General features: G+C 43.6%; 18 protein-coding genes and 3 tRNA genes. 7 read left to right on the top strand and 14 right to left on the bottom strand.

Features of this window, described 5'->3' with window-relative positions; all coding sequences use genetic code 11:
• From AZI86_RS07085 to AZI86_RS07070, 4 genes are all read right to left on the bottom strand, one after another.
• Positions 1 to 537 (bottom strand): hypothetical protein, encoded by a 537-nt coding sequence (locus tag AZI86_RS07085; RefSeq protein ID WP_253715809.1) that lies wholly within the window; start codon positions 535 to 537, stop codon positions 1 to 3.
• Positions 519 to 1322, bottom strand: coding sequence for a metallophosphoesterase family protein (locus AZI86_RS07080; RefSeq protein WP_061834373.1), 804 nt, complete (start codon positions 1320 to 1322; stop codon positions 519 to 521). Before AZI86_RS07080 ends, AZI86_RS07085 begins: the two co-directional genes overlap by 19 nt.
• Positions 1319 to 2296, bottom strand: coding sequence for a hypothetical protein (locus AZI86_RS07075; protein WP_061834372.1), 978 nt, complete (start codon positions 2294 to 2296; stop codon positions 1319 to 1321). Before AZI86_RS07075 ends, AZI86_RS07080 begins: the two co-directional genes overlap by 4 nt.
• 129 nt (positions 2297 to 2425) lie before the next feature.
• Positions 2426 to 2502: transfer RNA gene (locus AZI86_RS07070), tRNA-Arg, on the bottom strand.
• A 144-nt stretch (positions 2503 to 2646) separates the two neighbouring features.
• On the opposite strand from AZI86_RS07070, the gene AZI86_RS07065 reads away from it, so the two are divergent.
• Positions 2647 to 2737, top strand: a tRNA-Ser gene (locus tag AZI86_RS07065).
• Between the two features lie 219 nt (positions 2738 to 2956).
• Positions 2957 to 3313 (top strand): hypothetical protein, encoded by a 357-nt coding sequence (locus AZI86_RS07060; RefSeq protein WP_061834371.1) that lies wholly within the window; start codon positions 2957 to 2959, stop codon positions 3311 to 3313.
• On the opposite strand, the gene AZI86_RS07055 is transcribed toward AZI86_RS07060, so the two are convergent.
• The 4 genes from AZI86_RS07055 to AZI86_RS07040 form a co-directional block, all read right to left on the bottom strand.
• A complete protein-coding gene (locus AZI86_RS07055; protein WP_061834370.1) occupies positions 3310 to 4317 on the bottom strand; it encodes an alpha/beta hydrolase family esterase in 1008 nt (335 codons plus the stop codon). The two genes, AZI86_RS07060 and AZI86_RS07055, sit on opposite strands and share 4 nt — an antisense overlap.
• Positions 4318 to 4348: 31 nt before the next feature.
• Positions 4349 to 4861: a preQ(1) synthase gene (gene queF, locus AZI86_RS07050; protein ID WP_061834369.1), complete on the bottom strand. Its 513-nt coding sequence runs from the start codon at positions 4859 to 4861 to the stop codon at positions 4349 to 4351.
• Positions 4862 to 4901: 40 nt separating this feature from the next.
• The gene (locus tag AZI86_RS07045) at positions 4902 to 6872 is read right to left on the bottom strand and encodes a hypothetical protein (RefSeq protein ID WP_061834368.1); all 1971 of its coding nucleotides are present in this window, start codon (positions 6870 to 6872) and stop codon (positions 4902 to 4904) included.
• Positions 6873 to 6987: 115 nt separating this feature from the next.
• On the bottom strand, positions 6988 to 7689 hold the full coding sequence (locus AZI86_RS07040) for a sensor histidine kinase (RefSeq protein ID WP_061834367.1): 702 nt from the start codon (positions 7687 to 7689) through the stop codon (positions 6988 to 6990).
• 203 nt (positions 7690 to 7892) lie between these two features.
• Here AZI86_RS07040 and AZI86_RS07035 point away from each other — a divergent pair, with 203 nt between their 5' ends.
• Complete coding sequence (locus tag AZI86_RS07035) at positions 7893 to 8690, top strand: TIGR02147 family protein (RefSeq protein WP_061834366.1); 798 nt, start codon at positions 7893 to 7895, stop codon at positions 8688 to 8690.
• Positions 8691 to 8696: 6 nt separating this feature from the next.
• On the opposite strand, the gene AZI86_RS07030 is transcribed toward AZI86_RS07035, so the two are convergent.
• Both AZI86_RS07030 and AZI86_RS07025 read right to left on the bottom strand, forming a co-directional pair.
• Positions 8697 to 9839 carry a hypothetical protein gene (locus AZI86_RS07030; protein WP_061834365.1) on the bottom strand — a complete coding sequence of 381 codons (1143 nt, stop codon included), beginning with the start codon at positions 9837 to 9839 and terminating at the stop codon, positions 8697 to 8699.
• Positions 9820 to 10233: a DUF333 domain-containing protein gene (locus tag AZI86_RS07025; RefSeq protein WP_061834364.1), complete on the bottom strand. Its 414-nt coding sequence runs from the start codon at positions 10231 to 10233 to the stop codon at positions 9820 to 9822. The genes AZI86_RS07030 and AZI86_RS07025 overlap by 20 nt, the downstream gene beginning before the upstream one ends.
• 99 nt (positions 10234 to 10332) lie before the next feature.
• Between AZI86_RS07025 and AZI86_RS07020 the strand changes: the two genes are divergently transcribed.
• Positions 10333 to 12330, top strand: coding sequence for a hypothetical protein (locus tag AZI86_RS07020; RefSeq protein ID WP_061834363.1), 1998 nt, complete (start codon positions 10333 to 10335; stop codon positions 12328 to 12330).
• Entirely contained in the window at positions 12308 to 14275 is a 1968-nt protein-coding gene (locus AZI86_RS07015) for a hypothetical protein (RefSeq protein WP_061834362.1), read from the top strand. The genes AZI86_RS07020 and AZI86_RS07015 overlap by 23 nt, the downstream gene beginning before the upstream one ends.
• On the opposite strand, the gene AZI86_RS07010 is transcribed toward AZI86_RS07015, so the two are convergent.
• Positions 14272 to 14910 (bottom strand): DedA family protein, encoded by a 639-nt coding sequence (locus AZI86_RS07010; RefSeq protein ID WP_061835087.1) that lies wholly within the window; start codon positions 14908 to 14910, stop codon positions 14272 to 14274. The two genes, AZI86_RS07015 and AZI86_RS07010, sit on opposite strands and share 4 nt — an antisense overlap.
• A gap of 98 nt (positions 14911 to 15008) precedes the next feature.
• Between AZI86_RS07010 and AZI86_RS07005 the strand changes: the two genes are divergently transcribed.
• Together AZI86_RS07005 and AZI86_RS19185 are read left to right on the top strand one after the other, a co-directional pair.
• Positions 15009 to 15326, top strand: a complete 318-nt coding sequence (locus AZI86_RS07005; protein WP_061834361.1) for a hypothetical protein — start codon at positions 15009 to 15011, stop codon at positions 15324 to 15326.
• Positions 15327 to 15428: 102 nt separating this feature from the next.
• Positions 15429 to 15581 (top strand): hypothetical protein, encoded by a 153-nt coding sequence (locus tag AZI86_RS19185; RefSeq protein WP_157684650.1) that lies wholly within the window; start codon positions 15429 to 15431, stop codon positions 15579 to 15581.
• A gap of 36 nt (positions 15582 to 15617) precedes the next feature.
• Here AZI86_RS19185 and AZI86_RS07000 read toward each other — a convergent pair.
• The 3 genes from AZI86_RS07000 to AZI86_RS06990 form a co-directional block, all read right to left on the bottom strand.
• Positions 15618 to 15707: transfer RNA gene (locus AZI86_RS07000), tRNA-Ser, on the bottom strand.
• An 87-nt stretch (positions 15708 to 15794) separates the two neighbouring features.
• Positions 15795 to 17087: a serine--tRNA ligase gene (serS, locus tag AZI86_RS06995; RefSeq protein ID WP_061834360.1), complete on the bottom strand. Its 1293-nt coding sequence runs from the start codon at positions 17085 to 17087 to the stop codon at positions 15795 to 15797.
• 60 nt (positions 17088 to 17147) lie between these two features.
• Positions 17148 to 17456 carry a hypothetical protein gene (locus AZI86_RS06990; RefSeq protein ID WP_061834359.1) on the bottom strand — a complete coding sequence of 103 codons (309 nt, stop codon included), beginning with the start codon at positions 17454 to 17456 and terminating at the stop codon, positions 17148 to 17150.
• Positions 17457 to 17474: the final 18 nt, after the last annotated feature.

The following is a 17474-nucleotide window of genomic DNA, read 5'->3' as shown; positions in this document are numbered from 1 at the left end:
TTAAAACAAATACTGCAACGAGATCCCTGAAGAAATATAATATTGCAAATCGCGATTTGAATTATTAAAAATCGCGACCACCCCATTATCAAAAACTCTTAAATGATAACCCAATCCCAGTCGGCTTGGGAAAAACGTGAACGTCGAGCCGAATTCAATGCCATAGCGAACAGCAGTAAAATCATAATAATTGGATTCTGGATATTGATCTGGAGATTTCATAAAGTATCGGTCATTGTTCATTGCTACCACCATGAACGCCCCCATCTGCAAAGGCCTCCAAGAATGTCCATGCACCGGCACATGCCAACGAGAATAACGGTACATGAAATTAGATTGATAAAAATTCTCTCCCCCAATTTGATAGGCACCTAAAAGATAGTCCACCGCATGATTTAATGTGGGTTCATAGCTGACACCTAATGCATATTTTCCTAAAAATCCCGCACGCTCCAAGACCGCACGCCATTCCGAGCTGAATGCCGGCAGACTAAAGAAAAAACTGAAGATAAGGATTGTTATTTTAAGGTTCTGCAATCTGACTCCGAGTTGTCCATGCGCTTAATGCAAAGATTGTTTCCTTGAATTTCTAAGATCACCCAATGGTGGCCTTCAACACGCCCGACCTGCAAAAGTATAGTGCTGTTAGATGTCGTTAATTGATAAACGTGGTTATGACCGTTGAGTGAAAGCTGCACCTTAGGATCCGCGATAATTCCCTGCATGGTGGCTAAAACGTCATCTTTAAACCGTTCTGCATCCATGATCGGCACGTGTGAAAATAAAATAATTTTTTTACTGGTTCCATCCACGGCAGACTTCAACCAGCTAGGATCAAAGTCATCGGGATTTTCCCAGTTATTGCCGTTAAAAAAAATATATCTGTGCGAAGTGCTTTCAAAATAAAAGTTCACCGGCCCAAATGCTTTTTTAAATAGCTCGGGCCCCGCACCCACCGAGTCATGATTACCGATCACCATCATGCGTGGGAAACGAATGGAATCTAACGCTGAAATAAATTGGTCATATTCTAAATTATAACCACTATTGGTGTAGTCTCCTAAACCGACAACAAAATCAATGGCAGTCTCTTGGTTGATTTCAAAAAGCACGCGATCTAAATCTTTATAGTTCTGATGGGGGTCTGCAAATAGGGCAATGCGAATGGTGCCGTCCGCCTCAATATCCCCCAATGAATCAATGGACTTTTGATTGATATTTCGGTCGGGTCTTAGAAGTTGATCTGAAAAGGGTGAATCCACAAAGGGCGCGCAAGAGCTTGTCACAAAAAATAAGCAGCAAAGAAAAATAAACTGAATCATAAGTTGAATTCCAATCGAAGGCGGCCGTAAAGATCAGAATCTAATGCCGTTTTTGCTTCCCGAGGTTCATAAACAGATCTCGACTCGTACAAACGACGATCGAATGCATAACCGAGGGCCAGCCCGACTGTTGTCGTCACCGTCAGTTCTTTTCTGATACCACCTTCAAGGCTCATTTCTTGAAAGTAGAGACGCGTTTCATCTTCTAAGCGGTTTTTATAAAGATACGATCGAATGGCGTACTCGGCGCGACCATGATAAACAAAGTCATCCGTAAGATTTTTTTCGATATCAAAGTACGCTCCAAATGGAGTGACATGTGCAATTCTTCGCCAATCATTTTCCTTTTGCCAAAGGATCCGCATGAACGGAAAACCAACATGAACTTCAAAGTTATCATTGGGCTGAAAAATAACCCCTAAATAAGGAAACGGTCGATCATTCGCCAAGCCCCGATTGGCAGACTGATTCACGGCTAAAATATATTTGTAACTCCCTAGTGATTTGGATCTGTAAACCAAATTACCCTCAAACCAGCGATCCCGAGGTTCGGCATAGGGATTATCACTGGCCGTGGCATAAGCCCCCATAAACATTAAAACCGAACTATCACTGAAGGTCTTATTAATACCTAAACCAATGGATTGCGTCTGCAAATTATTACCAATGAAGACGTCGCGATCAGCGACGTGAAACTCGGTATTGCTAAGGCTCAGACTTTCATTTGAAATATTCGCCGAGATATTCCAAGAATCCCCATAAGCGACCGGAATACGAAACTCTCCGTTTATGATGCGTATGGGTGAGGCCTTATAAGAATAGGGGGATCTCCACAGGTCCGATCTAAGATCTAAGATGATCCTTAAAAACTGCGTATCGATAAATGGAATAGTCCCCAAAGGCGCCGCGACGGCCCCCCCAACAAACAAGAAGACCGCACACACGCTGGCTGCTGAATATTTTAGCAATTTCATTTCATAGCATTTTACGGCTCAAACGTGGGTACAGCTATTCCTTAGAAATATGAGCTGTGCGTCAAATGAAAATATACATTTTGGGGTCAAAACTGATTGTCGTTCCGGGAATGACTAAAGGGAGAAAAATGGTGCACTCGAGAGGATTCGAACCTCTGACCACTTGATTCGTAGTCAAGTACTCTATCCAGCTGAGCTACGAGTGCACGTGTAAAGGAGACGTATTGATAGTCCGCGGCCAGACAAAAAGCAAGCATTCTTGCGAAATTTACAAAAAGAACCCGGGCTAATCCTTGATTATGGGGGGCGCCTATGGCAATTTCTTACCTTCAGCACGTTAAATCGTCCGCGGAGAGGTGGGTGAGTGGCTGAAACCAAGCGTTTGCTAAATGCTCGTACACCAAAAGTGTACCGAGGGTTCGAATCCCTCCTTCTCCGCCATTTTAATCCGATATAGTCTGCGCCTATTTAATACAAAAAAAACTCAGGTATTTCATCAAGAACTTCCGGTAAGAATTTAGCGTTTTACAACAGAGAGTCGTGAGCATTGAGTCGCCCAGAAGCCCAAGTCATGGATTTTTTTCCTGGAACGAAATCCTAACACGAGTTTCGGCAACTTCTCGGGTATCAGGTGTTCACAAATAACCAATCGGAGAATTTATGTTGAAACTAGTTCTTGTCGCCGCTTTATCTTTATCAGCATCTGCTTTCGCTAAAACTTTTAACTATGAAGTTGAATCTTTGATGGTTGAAGCGGCTTTAGAAAAATGCACTTTACCAACAGACGCTAACTTCAAGCTTGAAAATGTTAGCATCCAAGAAATCGCTGTAGATCAAGGTATTCATGACTACGTTTACACGGCCGTATTCGCAGTTTCTTACTTAGGTAACGACGAGCAAACCATCGTTAACAAACAGGTAAGAGTAAAAATTAAGAAATATCAAGTCAGCAATCCCGCTTTCAATCCCTACGAATTGCTTTCTGTGACTTCAACAGATTCCCGTATCTGCAATTAATTAAAAAAGTCCCAGATGACTTCGTTCGCAGAAATAGCTGTGGACGGAGTCGCTCCGGCTCCAGCTCGAGGCTTTGTGCCTCCTGGCCAAGAATGCCCTCCGCCCTCAGTCACACAAAGTTGCACCGCTGTTTCAGACTTACAGCCGGTATAACGTTCACAAAAAGCTCCATTTTTTTCTAAGACCTTTCTTGCACCTGACTTGCAGGCATTGAGTGAAACCCATTTTTGAATTGTATCAGGAACAGATTTAAATTCCGTTACAGCAGAAAGATCCTTAAAAGCCTTTTTGCCAGCACCCCCACCAAAAAGAACGTGATCATCATCCTTAGCGTGAATGTGCAAAACTGAAATCGAACGCTTAGGTTTGCATTCTATCGTGTTGTCCGTACCTGCCACTGAAGCAATGCCCGCGAAGGTGTCGGACATTTCACAAGCCAGACGATACGCCATCATCCCGCCATTGGACATGCCCACGGCATAGATTCTTTTAGGATCAATATTCAGCTGCCCGGAAATTGTCTTAACCATGTCTTTAAAGAATTGAACGTCATTGATCTTATTGTCTCTGGCTTGTCCACAGCAGGCTCCGGCATTCCACGTGGCTACTTTTCCACTTTGAAATGGGCTTGAGCCATTCGGGAAGGCCACGATATATCCCACCGACTCAGACTTAGTTATTTGGCCATAATATTTATCGTCCGCTTGTATTTCCATGTTGCCGCCACCACCGTGGATCGCAAACATCAGCGGCGTGGGCTTTTTGGCGTCATAGCTTTTTGGAACATGCAGCTTGTAATAGCGCGGCTCACCGCTAGATAAAATCTTAAAAGTATAATCACCAGGTGTTAGAGGCGTCTTGATATCTTCGCGAGCTTCCGGGGCAGGCTTATTTTTTTGTTTTTGAACCCAGCGATCTTTGATCAGATCACGAAGGGGCCCTGAATGCGCAGGAAAAGTGACAAGCAAACAGAGCGAAAGAATAAATAAGGCGACAGTTTTCATATATCAACTGTCGCCGTCATCTGTTTAGCGGTCAATAAAGTTTAGAGAGCTCCATGGAGTATTTGCCCGGAGCATATTCGCTTAAGCGTTTCTTATAAAGATCTTGGAAGAACTTGTCCTTGGTCGCAAAGCTTGCGTAAGGATAAATCGCAATGCCTCCGCGTGGAGTAAACTCCCCAATAACTTCGATATATTTGGGCTTCATTAGTTTTACTAAATCATCACAAATCGTTTGCACGCAGTCTTCGTGGAAGTCGCCATGGTTACGGAAGCTGAAAAGATAAAGTTTCAATGACTTAGATTCGACCATCTTTTTATCAGCGATATAGTTCACGAAAATTTTTGCAAAATCAGGCTGCCCCGTCTTTGGACACAGAGAAGTAAACTCAGTACAAACAAACGTCGTCCAGGAAATTTTGCCCGGGTTTTTATTATCAAACGCCTCTAGAATTTCTGGAGCATATGTTTCAGGATATTTGGTTTCATTTTCACCTAGGGCGAAATCTTTTAACTCTTTAGGGTCGCGGCCGGTTTTTTTCTTCATGGCGGCCTTTTACCACAGACTCCCCAGACTTATCCACATATTACTGGAGGTTGGAAACTCCACAAAAACGCGCTAGCCAGTAGGCATAAACGTAATCCACGCCGGTGGCCTCAATATCCCCCGTGCCCTTGCCTTGATACTGAAAGGCGTCTTCTTTCCAGATAAAGCGGCTAGTGACTGCGGGGAGCTTATAAATAGGGATCTGCTGTAAGCCTTGATAATAGCTGACGACGGACTTTGAGTTCTTAGCCGTCACCGTCCAATAATTTCTTGGTACCGGGGACGCCACCCAGGCCGGGTCCCCAGAATGATCAATTCTCACATCCAGGCGAGGCCGCGGGTAAGGCACTTCGTTTAATGCCCTCAAGGCTTCATTTACGCCGTCAGACGAAGTATTCCCATCGTCTTTCGCTCCCCCGAAACCAAAGTTCGCAAGGATTCGTAAAGGTCGTTGGATCGGGCCATAGACTTGCCCTTCATCTGCTAAATATTTTTTCCATTCTTTTACTGCCGAAATATTATTAAGTGCGGTCGCAAGCTGGATATTATTTACCGCTTCTAAAAGGCTTTCAAATTCTCGCGCCCAATCCGCGTTTCCGTTCCAATAAAAGCCTTTTTGCGAGGCGCGCATATTTGAAAATCTAATTTGGGCTGAGCCGTCTTCGAGGACAAGGGCATTTAAACCTTCTAACGTTGCTCGCAAATTTTCTGAAAGAACGCCTAGATCTTTTTTATTTAGCTCTTTTAAAATTTCATGCAAATTCATCCACACGTCAGATTCGGATCTTGGTGTCACGATCGCAGCCCAAGTAAGGCCGTGTAGCATTCCAATGAAACTTTGTTTTTGATTGCCTGGGGTCCAAATAAACTTTTGATAGCCTCCCGTCCCTTGAATCCAACCTTCGGGAAGATCTGGGGGGGCCGGGGCCATAACACTTGCGATTTGCATTTGTTCTTTAGAAATTTCAGTCAATCCACGCAATCCACTCAAGGCACGCTTCATGTTTTGCATGCTTTGCATTTCTTGCGTCACCTTAAAGCGCATCGCTTGGGACGCTAAATACATTCCGGTCGTGAACGCAGCATCAGGATCTTCACTAAAGACATTCAGATTGTTCTGCACGGCCTTGCGCACCACGACTAGATTCGCCGGACTGAAATTTCTTTTTTCAATGGAGTCATCATAACGAAGGGCCTTTTCTTTAGGTGAAGGCATGTAGGCATTTTGTCTTAAGACCGCTTCCATGATCGTAGCATCATCCGTTATTTTATTTACCAGTCTGATAATATCTTTATTGCTGCGGTAAAATCCCTGATCAACACCTTCGACAAAAATCTCCGGTAATTCATTTTTAAATTGGGGTCTGCTTTTATAATTTTGAATAAACGAGTCTTTTGTAAAGTTAAGAATCTTTTGCGCCTCACGAATTTTTTTTCGTTCTGTGGCTGGAATAGTTTTTCCTTGCGCACTTATTGTCTGGTTTTCTCCTCTCCACAATGGTTGTGCTTCTAAAGGTCTACTGGTCGTTAACCACTCTGAGTATTCTGAAACCTTCATATCGGAAAACTGCGCAGCCAGTCCTGCGGGTGTCGGTAAAAATCGCATCGCGACGGTCAGGGGGGTTTGTAAATCTCTAGTTGATTTAGAAGTTTCCCCCAGTTTAGTTATGTATTCGCCTTGACGAAGATCATACGACAACGTCAATGTGTCGGTGTCTGGAACGGCTTTTCCTGTCCATACTTCTTGAACGCGAAGTCCGTCGTAAAAATAATTGATATAAGTAACAATACGGACAACATCAAAAGTTCCGTCATGTGACGGACGCAACTCAAGTTCACCGTTATAAGGACCACGGGTAGAAGATGTCCCTTGTAAAACCCAAATTCCAGCCACTTTACCAGCTTCGTTCAGCGAAGCAATATCACGAGGGATAGGTTTTACTGGATGCACGCAAGCGCTTAAAAATAGAATTGAAACGAGAAGTGAAAATAACGACGTAAAACGATCCATCTGATTATTTTCTATAAGAAATGTTCCAGAGAGGAGTCCTAAAAGCCTTTGCCCCGACATTAGTACGGAAGTTCTGCCGCAATACACATGCTCCACATAATGACGCAAGACCGCTCTACACAACCGATGGCAATTCCATAAGAACTGTGGTGCCGCGGCCTTCTAGGCTGTGAAGCTTTAAAGCGCCGCCGATAGATTCCGCAACTGATTTGGCTTGAAACACACCTAAACCAAATCCGCTGATTTTCTTTTGCTTACCATAGCTAAATCCTTCAGTACCGATACATGCCAGGATCGCTTGTGGAATGCCTTTGCCGTTGTCGGTGATTCTTAAAAAAATCTTTCCCATTTTTTCGGTGATCGAAATCACGATCTTGCCGGCCTTATTTACAATTGCCTCCAGCGCGTTATCTAAAAGGTTTGAAAGAGCTCTTTCAAATTTTCCGCCTAAGTCTGGCAGGTTTACGTTTTTTGCTCCTTTATATACGACTTTGAATTCAACATTTTTGGCCGCGGCTAATACTTGTTTTTCTAAAACGATCGCGTCCACCAAGGACTTCACTGATACTTTTTTATCTGAAATTTTTACTTCTTGTTTGTTGTTGTTATTTGCTTGAGCTGCCAAAAGTTCGGCGGCGATATCGTTAATTCTTTTGATGGCCGTGCGAACAAGCTCTCTTGACTCTTCACACATCTCTACTTTATCAGAGCACGCGATCAAGCTTAAAACTGAAAGTGGCGAGCGGATATCGTGAGCCGCTTGCTTAACTAGTTTCATAGTCTCTTCAGTCAGCTTTTGTGTAGTTTCGAAGTTCATTTTGCACTCCATTTCGTGAAACAAAAATAACTTCGCGGCGTTTTTTTCTCGACTTACTTGGGGTTTAAAATTCGGCCGTTTTTTTTACGGACGGTAAACGGACACTCCCGGACCTCCCCACAATAGAGATGGATTTCGGCCCTAAACCTGACTAAAATTTAGACGATCTGATGTTTACGGGAATGCTTAAATGGAGCCTGGGAATGAATATATTCGAATACGACGACTATAGAGCCTATTTAAAGACCTATCTGGCCCGGGAAGACAACTCCCCTAAAATCCGTAAAGAGCTGCTTCAGGCGACGGGGATGAGCACCTCGTTTTTGACCCAAGTATTGTCCGAGGTGAAGCAGCTTTCCCAAGAACAAGCTTATGAAGTGGCCTTGCACGTGGGTTTTACTGAAAAAGAAACCGACTATTTTTTCTTACTTGTAGATTTAGGCCGCGCCGGCACGGTGAAGTTAAAAAACCGCATCGGCGCAAAAATCCGCAAGATGCGTAAAGAGGCTGAACAAGTTTCTGCGAAGGTCAGCACGCGCGCGCATCTGACCGAAGAACAAAAAGCCACCTATTACAGCAGTTGGGTTTACACTGGCGTTCGCAATTTAGTTCCCACAGCAAACGGCAAATCCATCAAAGACATCGCGGCTAAGTTAAATTTATCCGAAGAAAAAATCGAAACCGTTGTTCAGTTTTTATTAGATATCGACTTCTTACGCAAAGACGACGAAGGCCTTCATTATCGCCGCGGTTATTCGCACATCGATGCCAATCATCCACTTATCTTGCGCCACCACCAAAACTGGCGCCAACGCGCCATCCATCGCATGGATTATTACCGCGATACACATTTGCACTATACTTGCCCCATGGCGATCTCCCACGACGCCGCGGTTCGCTTGCGTGGAGAGCTTTTGGAGGAGATTAAACGGATTAATGCATCGTTAACAGAGACGCCTGAGGTTTCTTATTGTTTGAATATTGATTGGTTTGAGTATTAGCGATCTTTACTGTGCTCTTTTTTCGAGCCATGTGAGGGAAGCCTTGGCAAAGAAACTTCTTTTCAAGAGCTCTTTGGCGTCAACCCAGCCTTTATTATTGTCGTCCTGCCACTGCTGGCCCCACGAATTTTCGACTTTCAAGGCCTCATAGCAGTTTTCTGGGTTTTTAGTCTTACAGATTTTGCGATAGCCGCTAATGACTAAGCTGTGGCCAAAGCCGGTCACAGAAGATGTTTCATCCGGTTTGGGCGAACATTCCTTTAAACTTTTAAAGGTCAATGGTCCTTGTTGAGCACAAAAATTAAGTCCCATCGGCACTTTTTTTTCTTTCAGAATAGTTTTTATCTGACCAATCAATTTCTCATAACTATCGTCGTATTGTTTACCGGGTTTCCTTGGCAAGTCTGCGGGCGGATATATTTTAACCTTATACTTTGGATTGGTTTCCGCCAATCCCGCAAAATTACAGTCTTCTGGAATTAACGCTTTATCTAGAAACTTAGCAAAGGTATCTTGGCCAAAAGCTCGAAGAATTTCCTCATTCGTGGATTTCAACGCAAAATCTTTTCTAAAATTGTCGATAGCAGTAGCGGTTTCAATTTCACAATCTGAACATCCCGGCTTGGCCTTGGATTTCTCGTATAAATGTCTTAATCTTTGCCAAAAATTCCTTTCGATTTCCTCCCTTTTCACGGGATCAGGATTATTCGCAACAATTTGATAGAATGGAGCACATGCTTCGCTAGCAATAGAACCCGCTTCAAGTGCATTTATTAGGGTAAGATCTAGCTTTCCGGACTCGCTAATGCCCGAATAATTATCTCTTACATCTCGAGATTTTCCCTCTTCGGGCATACTCGCAAAGCGGGCCATATCGATAGGAGACACGCGAAAATTGTCGGGCATTTCAGAGCACTTCTTTATCTTATCTGGGTTATCCACGCATGTCTGCCGGTCAAGTAAGGTTGCTGCGGCAAACGAATAACAAATTCCCAAGCTGTCTTGGCTGCGAACTCTTGGCATGTCCGATATCTCGAATTCGCCGACACTTTCACCAACCTGAACAGGGTTCAAACCATATTCACCTTTTTGTTGGCCCCATGCAAACTGGGCGATCAGGCAAAAAAGACTAATTTTTATTAGTTGCATGATATAGATCCCACGAATTTATAAATGACTCGTCTCTGAAAACGCAATAATCGACTTCATTTTTTTTATCATCCAGAAAAATTAAACTCACCCCTTGCAAATCTTGACAGTTTCTAGCGGCGGGATGACCCACCAGGGGAACCGAGGCAGACGTTCTATTTTGAATTTTAATGCTGGTGGATTTCCACGCCATGCAAGTCATGGGCTCTTTACCACCGCAATTTTTGGATATTCTAAATCCTTTAAAGCTTACAGCCTTAACTTCTATTGAGGCTTTTTTAGCAGGAATGTATCTCTTAAGTATTATGTCCTTGGCTAAAACCGGATTACTCAGAGTAAGTAATAGCCCTATAAGTGCTATATTTCTAATGTTCATATAAAAATTTTCTTTCATTGTCTCATAAAGAGAAACAACAAGTTTTTCCCCTGGGCAAACGTCCAGCAATTTATAGATATGTATTCAATTTTACTGATAACTTCCGAAAAGAATTAGGTGAAAGTAGCCATCTCCTTAGTCATATTTTTACAAAACGCATTCGGGGCCGGGCATCCCGCTGTTGATCAATTTGGCTTAGCAGTCCTAAACCCCGAGCAGAAACCCGGAAAATTTGTTTTGTATTCAGACGGATATGAGGACCAGAGATTCGACGTAGATCTTGACGGCAAAATAGATTTTTGGCGCGTTAAAAAAGATGAGCTGATGGTCGACGTAAAATTCGATAAGGCCGATGTGTCCCAACTCTTTATTAGAAAAATTTATGAAAAAGATGTCGTTGAGATATTGTATGTTAAAGAAGGTTCAAATTTATCCCTAGAGTTTTCTCAAACCCGAAGCAAATTTCTAATGCATTTTTCTCCCGATGATAAATGTCCCACGTCGTCCGAGCCATTAAAAAAAGAGCTAGCTTCTTACGACGGCTTCGAAAACCTTTTTACTAACTCAATCGCCATCTCGCTTATTGACGAATCCTGCAAAAAAACTCTGGGTTCTGGATATAATTTACTTGGCTCGTCCTTAACAAAATTCCTAAAGGGACAAGACAAAATTTCAAAATGCCTTGCTGAGCCTAAATTTAGAAATACTTTCCCTGCTGGGAAAGAGAACGACTTGTCTCTAGAGGTCCTTAAAACGGCTTACACGCTGGAGAGAGCTAAGCTTCTGAAGGACACAGAAAAAACAAAGCCGCTAATTACGTGCGAAAGTGTCGACGAGAGACGAGGAAAGCAGCCGGGTATTTCCACTGTTGAAGGCGGAAAGATCAATGTCACCGTTGCAGACACAGTCAAAAACTACGGTGTTAGTTCTGATAAAATTGAACATGAGATGCTGCACAAAGTTGGCCTTTTTTCCGAGGCTAGCGTTAAGCAGATTACTACAAATTGCGAAAACCTAAATAAAGGCATTGCGGGGGAGTCGCTCGCAAATCTATCGGAAGCTAGCACGGGTACCACTCCGGCTAGTGTTTCAATTGCCAAACAAGCACAAGCCGAAAATTCAAAAAAGGAAGATGCAAAAATAGCCATTCCTGACGTAAAGTCAACCCAAACAGCTTCAAATAATAAAAAGGGTACCGAGACGAAAGTTACTTCAAATCAAACCTCTGAGGTATACAAGAGCGCTGTCAACGCCAGTTCTGATACTTCGGCCAACATTCCAAAATCCATGACTGTCGCTCAGACAAAGATTCCATCAAGCGAGGCTTTATCTGAAACTATTTATACAAACCATCAAAAAACCGAGACTGGCATTTCGAATGCGTATTCCAAATCCACATCTCAAAGCAGCGGAATCTTAGCGACGGCAAATAATATTGCCGGTGCGATGAATACGCAGGCAGCTGCCTCATTGGCACAGGCCAAAAATCAGATTCGTGAAATTGCTTCGACCGCGCAAGCGACAGGAACGACAAGCGCAGTTGCCAAAACTGGTTCTACAGGTGGTTTGATTTCGAGAAATAAAATCGGTGCCGATGAAACTGTCGTTGAAAGCATCACTTTGGATTCACAGAAACCTGCGGTGGCGACACGTGCTGATGCTTCTTCTTCACAAGTTCAAAATAGCCGCCTACCTGCCTCTGAGTCTAGAAGTCTGCCTTCAGCCGCAGAAACTTCTGGTAATATACCTCAAGCAGCGGGCCTTAATTCTCAACGGCCTGACTCTGGCGCCGCACAAGTTAATCCAGTGGGGAGCAACCAGCAGGTATCTCTTGGCGCTAGCAATCAAAACACCCAAAGACAGCCAGCTAACGTAAATCGTGGCAACGGTGGCGGCACCTCTCAGACAGGTTCACAGGACGAGTATGTATCATTTATCTCTCAACGTGAATATCAAGAAACCAAACAACGACTCAAAGATCCTGGATTTATACGCCAGCTTGAAACTCACAGTATCACGATCATTGATACAAGAGGGAATTCCTATGGCGCGAGAAGGGGTGAAGTTAGATTCTTAGACGACGAGGTACGATTTGTTCGCCAAAACAAAAAGTAAAAAACCCGTCGTTATTCTAATCGTGCTGGCATTCTGGATATCTTACGTGGTCGTCACCGGCTTGGTGTTCTATAAAACCGCCAAAGATGTCGCAGACATGATTATTTCAGACCGACAACGGTCGATGACTTACGTACAGGAATCATTGGCACCGCTAATGGTGTCTGAAAGCTATGATGCCCTTAAATCTAACTTAGAAAAAGCGCGAGCTGTTAATTTTATCGATTTCTATATAGTGCAAAGCCCATCAGGAGTTCTGGCTTGGTACAATAATTTTAATAATCTGGACGGCATTAATGTGGACTATCAGGAATACGGTCGTATTCTTGAAAATGAAGACTTAGCTTTTCGCACTATTAATATCTTAGACGTTAAATTAACTGTAGGTGTCTTCCAAAATCGCTCCAAGTTAATTTGGAACCAAGCACTCTTAATGAAATGGATGTATGTCCAAGATATCGCCATTGTCACCTCCATTGTGGCACTGATCGTTTTCATGCTTCTTAAAGACATCATCAGCCTCTCCAAAGCACTCTCCACTAGCACCACCCGCGAAGAAATCCAAAACATCAAGGCCACTTCCGCGGAGGCACACGCACTGATCAACGCCTCTAAAGGCTTTGAAGGCGAACGTGTTCGTTTGGCCGAACTTAGTGAAACCTACGGCGAAACGGTAGGGCCCGCATTGCGCCATGAGCTTAAAAGTGGGAACAAGCCTCCATACACTTTTCAAGCGACGATGTGCCGGGTTGATCTAAATGGGTATACTCAGATCTTTTTAGAAAAATCTGATAAATATCTCATTGAAATTTTAAATAAGTATTTCGCCAAAGCTCGCGATGTGATCGAACGCTATGATGGTTTGATTTATCAATTCGTGGGTGACGAAATCGTTTTTCATTTTAAAGATGATATGGCTAACGGCCTTTCAAGCGAAGCTCTGGCCGCCGCGTGTATTCGGGATCTTTTTGCAGAGGCAAAAATCATTGAAGATTCTTTGCCTCCGGAAGCAGGTCATTACTTTAAGCTAAAAGCCTCTTTTGCTCGCGGAACGATGCGGTTTACCGCCCTTGATGAAGGACACGCATTAAGCGGCTTGCCGCTGATTGAATCGGTGAGACTGCTATCGCTGATTGATGATAAAAGTCACCAGGTCATGGCGTTCTTTAGTGAGGCTTCCGCAAATGTCGACGGCTTAGCTTTTATCTTTGATCGTAAAATGAATCAGCTTAAAGGTTTTAAAGAAGAATCTATGATCTGCCGCTCGCGCGATTTTAACTCGATCGAATGGGCTTATGAATCAAAGCAATGGGATCGCCTGTCTTATTTCCGTAGCGACAGCCATCTTCTTTTTGTACTAAAAAAAGCTCGTCTTATGGCCGTGACCAAGCGCGATTCAGAAGTTGAAGAAATTCTTGCGGCCCTAAAACCATTCCACTTTCACAAAACAAGTGACGCGGTCATTAAAGAAATTGATCTAGCCCTAGAACACTTTATCCACTCTGAAGGTGAGAATCTTTTAGGGACACGATCCCTTTCAGCGCTTGTAAGCCTTGTGGGACGAGTGATTTCAAAAGAACAAGCTCCACCAACAATGACTAAATCTTTGGTTCAACTTTTAGATCATAAAGATGCACGCGTTCAAGCCAATGCTATCTTGGTCCTAGGTGGTTACGGATATCCCGCACGTAAAATCTGGGAGAAAATGTATTCCCCGAACAATCGAGTCGCCGCCGATACCATTGTTGAAGTCGCCAAACAGCAACTTAATGAAGATTTGATGCGTGCTTTAGAAAGGCTGTTAACCAGTCCGAATCCTTTAGCTCGTAAATCCGGCGAATACGCTTTACAGAATATCTTAGATCACTATCAGGCCGCCGATCCCGTATTCTTTGCCGCAAGTCCTTATATGGAGAGATTAAGAAATAAAAAAACCGCCGCTTAAACCGACGGTTTTTTTTGTAATTTCGAAGATACCCACGGCCACACCATAGGCAATAAAGAAACGCCAATCACACCAAAGATCACGATGTGGAAGTTTCTTTGAACAATCGGAAGATTTCCAAAGAAATGGCCCGCTAAAATAAATGTGAAAACCCACAATATTGCACCAAAAATATTGTAGACGATGAATTTGCGATAATCCATCCCGCCGATACCCGCGACAAACGGAGCAAAGGTGCGAACGATCGGCGCAAAGCGAGCCGCCACAATCGTGAAGGCTCCCCATTTTGCATAAAAGGCGTGGGTTTGTTCCAAGTATGATTTTTTGAAAATGCGAGAGTTACCTTCGAAAACTTTTGGTCCCAGATATTTACCGACGTGATAGTTGACGGTATCACCCAAAATTCCCGCAATCGTCAGCGATATTAAAAGCACCCAAAGGTTTAAGCCACCTTCCATTGTGGTAAAAGCCCCCAAGGCAAATAGCAATGAGTCCCCAGGTAAGAATGGCGTAACTACCAATCCGGTCTCAGCAAAGATCACTAAGAACATGATTACGTAAAGCCATGGGCCAAAAAACACAATCCATTCAGGAATGTGTTTATCCAGATGTAGCATGATATCGATAAATTCCATCATGGGTTTAAAGATCGACGGATTTGGTGCGAAGGGCAAGAAAATTCCTGATGACAGCACGTCAGATTATGATCTGATAGGGCCCATAGGAGATAACCATGAAAGCTATCATTTGCGTTCTTGCGACACTAATTACTTCAACAGCGTTGGCCTACAAAGACGGCACTTACAATTGCAAAGTTGGGGATTCTGGACTTCCTGACAGAGTCATCAAAATTGAAACCATCACTTTAGGAAGTGCTAAAGTTCCTTACATGACGGTGAGCCGCTCTTATCAACAAGGTGGAAAAATCATCCAAACTGAAGCTAAAGGCTTTGCCACTTCTCACATCACTGAAAACAGAGAAATTTTGATGTTGGCCCAACTGCGTTTTGATTTCATCAATGATGAAATTCAAAACTGCCGTCAAAAGTAGAAATTCTAAAGACGTGAGATGAGTAATTTAGGCTCGTCTCATGTCCGTAGTGGTATTGAAAATCAATCGTTTACCGCTTATCATTATTTCCGGAGGTTCGAAATGAACAGTTCACATAATGAGACATTACCAGCTAGCGAACGAAAAGCAAAAAATGCCGCCGAGTCTGCGCGCGAAATGGCGCCTTTTGCATTGTACGCATTAGTTCCAATTATCATCACAGTTTGTATCGCTTTAGTATTTGGCTCTAGATAAGAAACGAAAAAACCCGCTGCAAGGCGGGTTTTTAAATGGCGGAGAGTGAGGGATTCGAACCCTCGAGCCCCGCGAAGGGCTGCCAGTTTTCAAGACTGGTGTATTCAACCGCTCTACCAACTCTCCGTCGACCGTTTTATGGGTTTTGACGAAGGTATTCAAGCAGTTGTTGCTCTTGACGCGGCATAGCCAGAAAAAATAGCCAGGCACCTTTTAGCGGATTTCGGTTTTTCCTGCCATATATTTTTGCAGTGCCTTTGGAATGGCGATTGAACCGTCTTCGCGTTGGTTGTTTTCTAAGATGGCGACAAGAGTTCTGCCCACCGCTAAGCCCGATCCATTCAATGTATGCACAAATTGCGGCTTTCCACCGGCCGAGCGGAAGCGAATATTCGCTCTTCTTGCTTGGAAATCTTCAAAGTTAGAGCATGAGCTAATCTCGCGATAAGCCCCCTGACCCGGCAACCACACTTCTAAATCGTGCGTTTTCGCTGCTCCAAAACCCATATCCCCCGTACACAAAAGCATACGACGGAATGGAAGCTCTAAATCCAAAAGGACCTGTTCTGCATGCGTGGTCAACGCCTCGTGCACCTCATAAGATTTATCCGGGTGACAGAAGGTCATCAACTCAACCTTATCGAACTGATGCTGACGGATTAAACCCCTTGTATCACGGCCCGCACTGCCGGCCTCTGAACGGAAGCATGGAGAATACGCGCAGAAACTTTGTGGCAAATCTTTTTCATCCAAAATTTCGTTGTTATAATAGTTAGTGACCGGCACTTCCGCCGTCGGAATCAAATAAAGATCTGTCCCGCTTAAGTTAAAAACATCTTCTTTAAATTTTGGAAACTGCCCCGTGCCCAACAAGCTGTTGCTGTTCACCATGAATGGCGGAATCATTTCTGTGTAACCATGTTTTTGAGAGTGCAGATCCATCATAAACTGGATCAAGCCACGCTCCATCGCCGCGGCCGCGCCCTTAAGAAAGGCAAAGCGAGTTCCGGTTGTTTTACCCGCGCGTTCAAAATCGATGATGTTTAATTTTTCACCCAACTCAAAATGCTCTTTTGCTTTAAAAGAAAAACTTGTCGGCGTTCCGACAGTCTTAAGGATTTTATTTCCTTTTTCGTCAGACCCCACCGGAACAGAGCTGTGCGGTTTATTTGGCATCGTCAAAAGCAAATTCGTCACTTCAAGATCCGCTTCCGCGGCTTTCGCTTCAAGATCTTTAACCGTGCTTTTTAGTTTATCAACTTCTGCTAAAATCGCCGAAGCATCTTTGCCCTCGCGTTTTAGTTTGCCAATTTCACCGCTGAGTTTGTTTTGATTGGCTTTTGCCGTTTCGGCCTCCGTGATCATCTCACGGCGTTTTTTACTAAGACCCATCACGGTATCTAAGATGTCCGCGGACGCTCCACGATTGATCAAACTTTGCTTATATTCATCGTAATAAGATGTTCCAGTTTCAGCTTTTTTCTCTAGAAGTTTAATATCAATCATAAAAGTTCCTCTTCCGTTCAGAACAGATAGCACAAAAGTATGTATGGCAGAATGTATTTTTTAAGGTGCAACTAGGATGTACATGCGCAGTAACATGGCGACCAAGATGCAAATGAGATCAAAGATCAAAATTTTCCCCATCGACCAGCCACTCATAAACTTCATGATCAAGCCAATAACGACAACCATCACGAAGATGAGAGCAAAAGTACCATATCCCAAAAGTTCTTGACCAATAAGCCCCAAAACCAATCCTAGAAAAAGACCCGTGATCAAGCGCACCGATATATGCATCAATGAAAGAGTTGAGGACTTAACGCCGTCCTGTGCGCTGGTTGCAAAACCTCTCATTTTATCGCCGATTCCCATGGCTGTGATCCTTCCCTA

It is taken from the genome of Bdellovibrio bacteriovorus, assembly GCF_001592735.1.
GTDB classification, from domain to species: Bacteria; Bdellovibrionota; Bdellovibrionia; order Bdellovibrionales; family Bdellovibrionaceae; genus Bdellovibrio; species Bdellovibrio bacteriovorus_D.
Note: the sequence above shows the minus strand (reverse complement) of the source record. Positions and strands in the feature narration are given on the sequence as shown.

Coding starts and splice junctions, on each gene's coding strand:
- AZI86_RS07080 (WP_061834373.1), bottom strand. CDS start 1,322: ATGATTCAGTTTATTTTTCTTTGCTGCTTATTTTTTGTGACAAGCTCT.
- AZI86_RS07075 (WP_061834372.1), bottom strand. CDS start 2,296: ATGAAATTGCTAAAATATTCAGCAGCCAGCGTGTGTGCGGTCTTCTTG.
- AZI86_RS07060 (WP_061834371.1), top strand. CDS start 2,957: ATGTTGAAACTAGTTCTTGTCGCCGCTTTATCTTTATCAGCATCTGCT.
- AZI86_RS07055 (WP_061834370.1), bottom strand. CDS start 4,317: ATGAAAACTGTCGCCTTATTTATTCTTTCGCTCTGTTTGCTTGTCACT.
- queF (WP_061834369.1), bottom strand. CDS start 4,861: ATGAAGAAAAAAACCGGCCGCGACCCTAAAGAGTTAAAAGATTTCGCC.
- AZI86_RS07045 (WP_061834368.1), bottom strand. CDS start 6,872: ATGGATCGTTTTACGTCGTTATTTTCACTTCTCGTTTCAATTCTATTT.
- AZI86_RS07040 (WP_061834367.1), bottom strand. CDS start 7,689: ATGAACTTCGAAACTACACAAAAGCTGACTGAAGAGACTATGAAACTA.
- AZI86_RS07035 (WP_061834366.1), top strand. CDS start 7,893: ATGAATATATTCGAATACGACGACTATAGAGCCTATTTAAAGACCTAT.
- AZI86_RS07030 (WP_061834365.1), bottom strand. CDS start 9,839: ATGCAACTAATAAAAATTAGTCTTTTTTGCCTGATCGCCCAGTTTGCA.
- AZI86_RS07025 (WP_061834364.1), bottom strand. CDS start 10,233: ATGAAAGAAAATTTTTATATGAACATTAGAAATATAGCACTTATAGGG.
- AZI86_RS07010 (WP_061835087.1), bottom strand. CDS start 14,910: ATGGAATTTATCGATATCATGCTACATCTGGATAAACACATTCCTGAA.
- AZI86_RS07005 (WP_061834361.1), top strand. CDS start 15,009: ATGAAAGCTATCATTTGCGTTCTTGCGACACTAATTACTTCAACAGCG.
- AZI86_RS19185 (WP_157684650.1), top strand. CDS start 15,429: ATGAACAGTTCACATAATGAGACATTACCAGCTAGCGAACGAAAAGCA.
- serS (WP_061834360.1), bottom strand. CDS start 17,087: ATGATTGATATTAAACTTCTAGAGAAAAAAGCTGAAACTGGAACATCT.
- AZI86_RS06990 (WP_061834359.1), bottom strand. CDS start 17,456: ATGGGAATCGGCGATAAAATGAGAGGTTTTGCAACCAGCGCACAGGAC.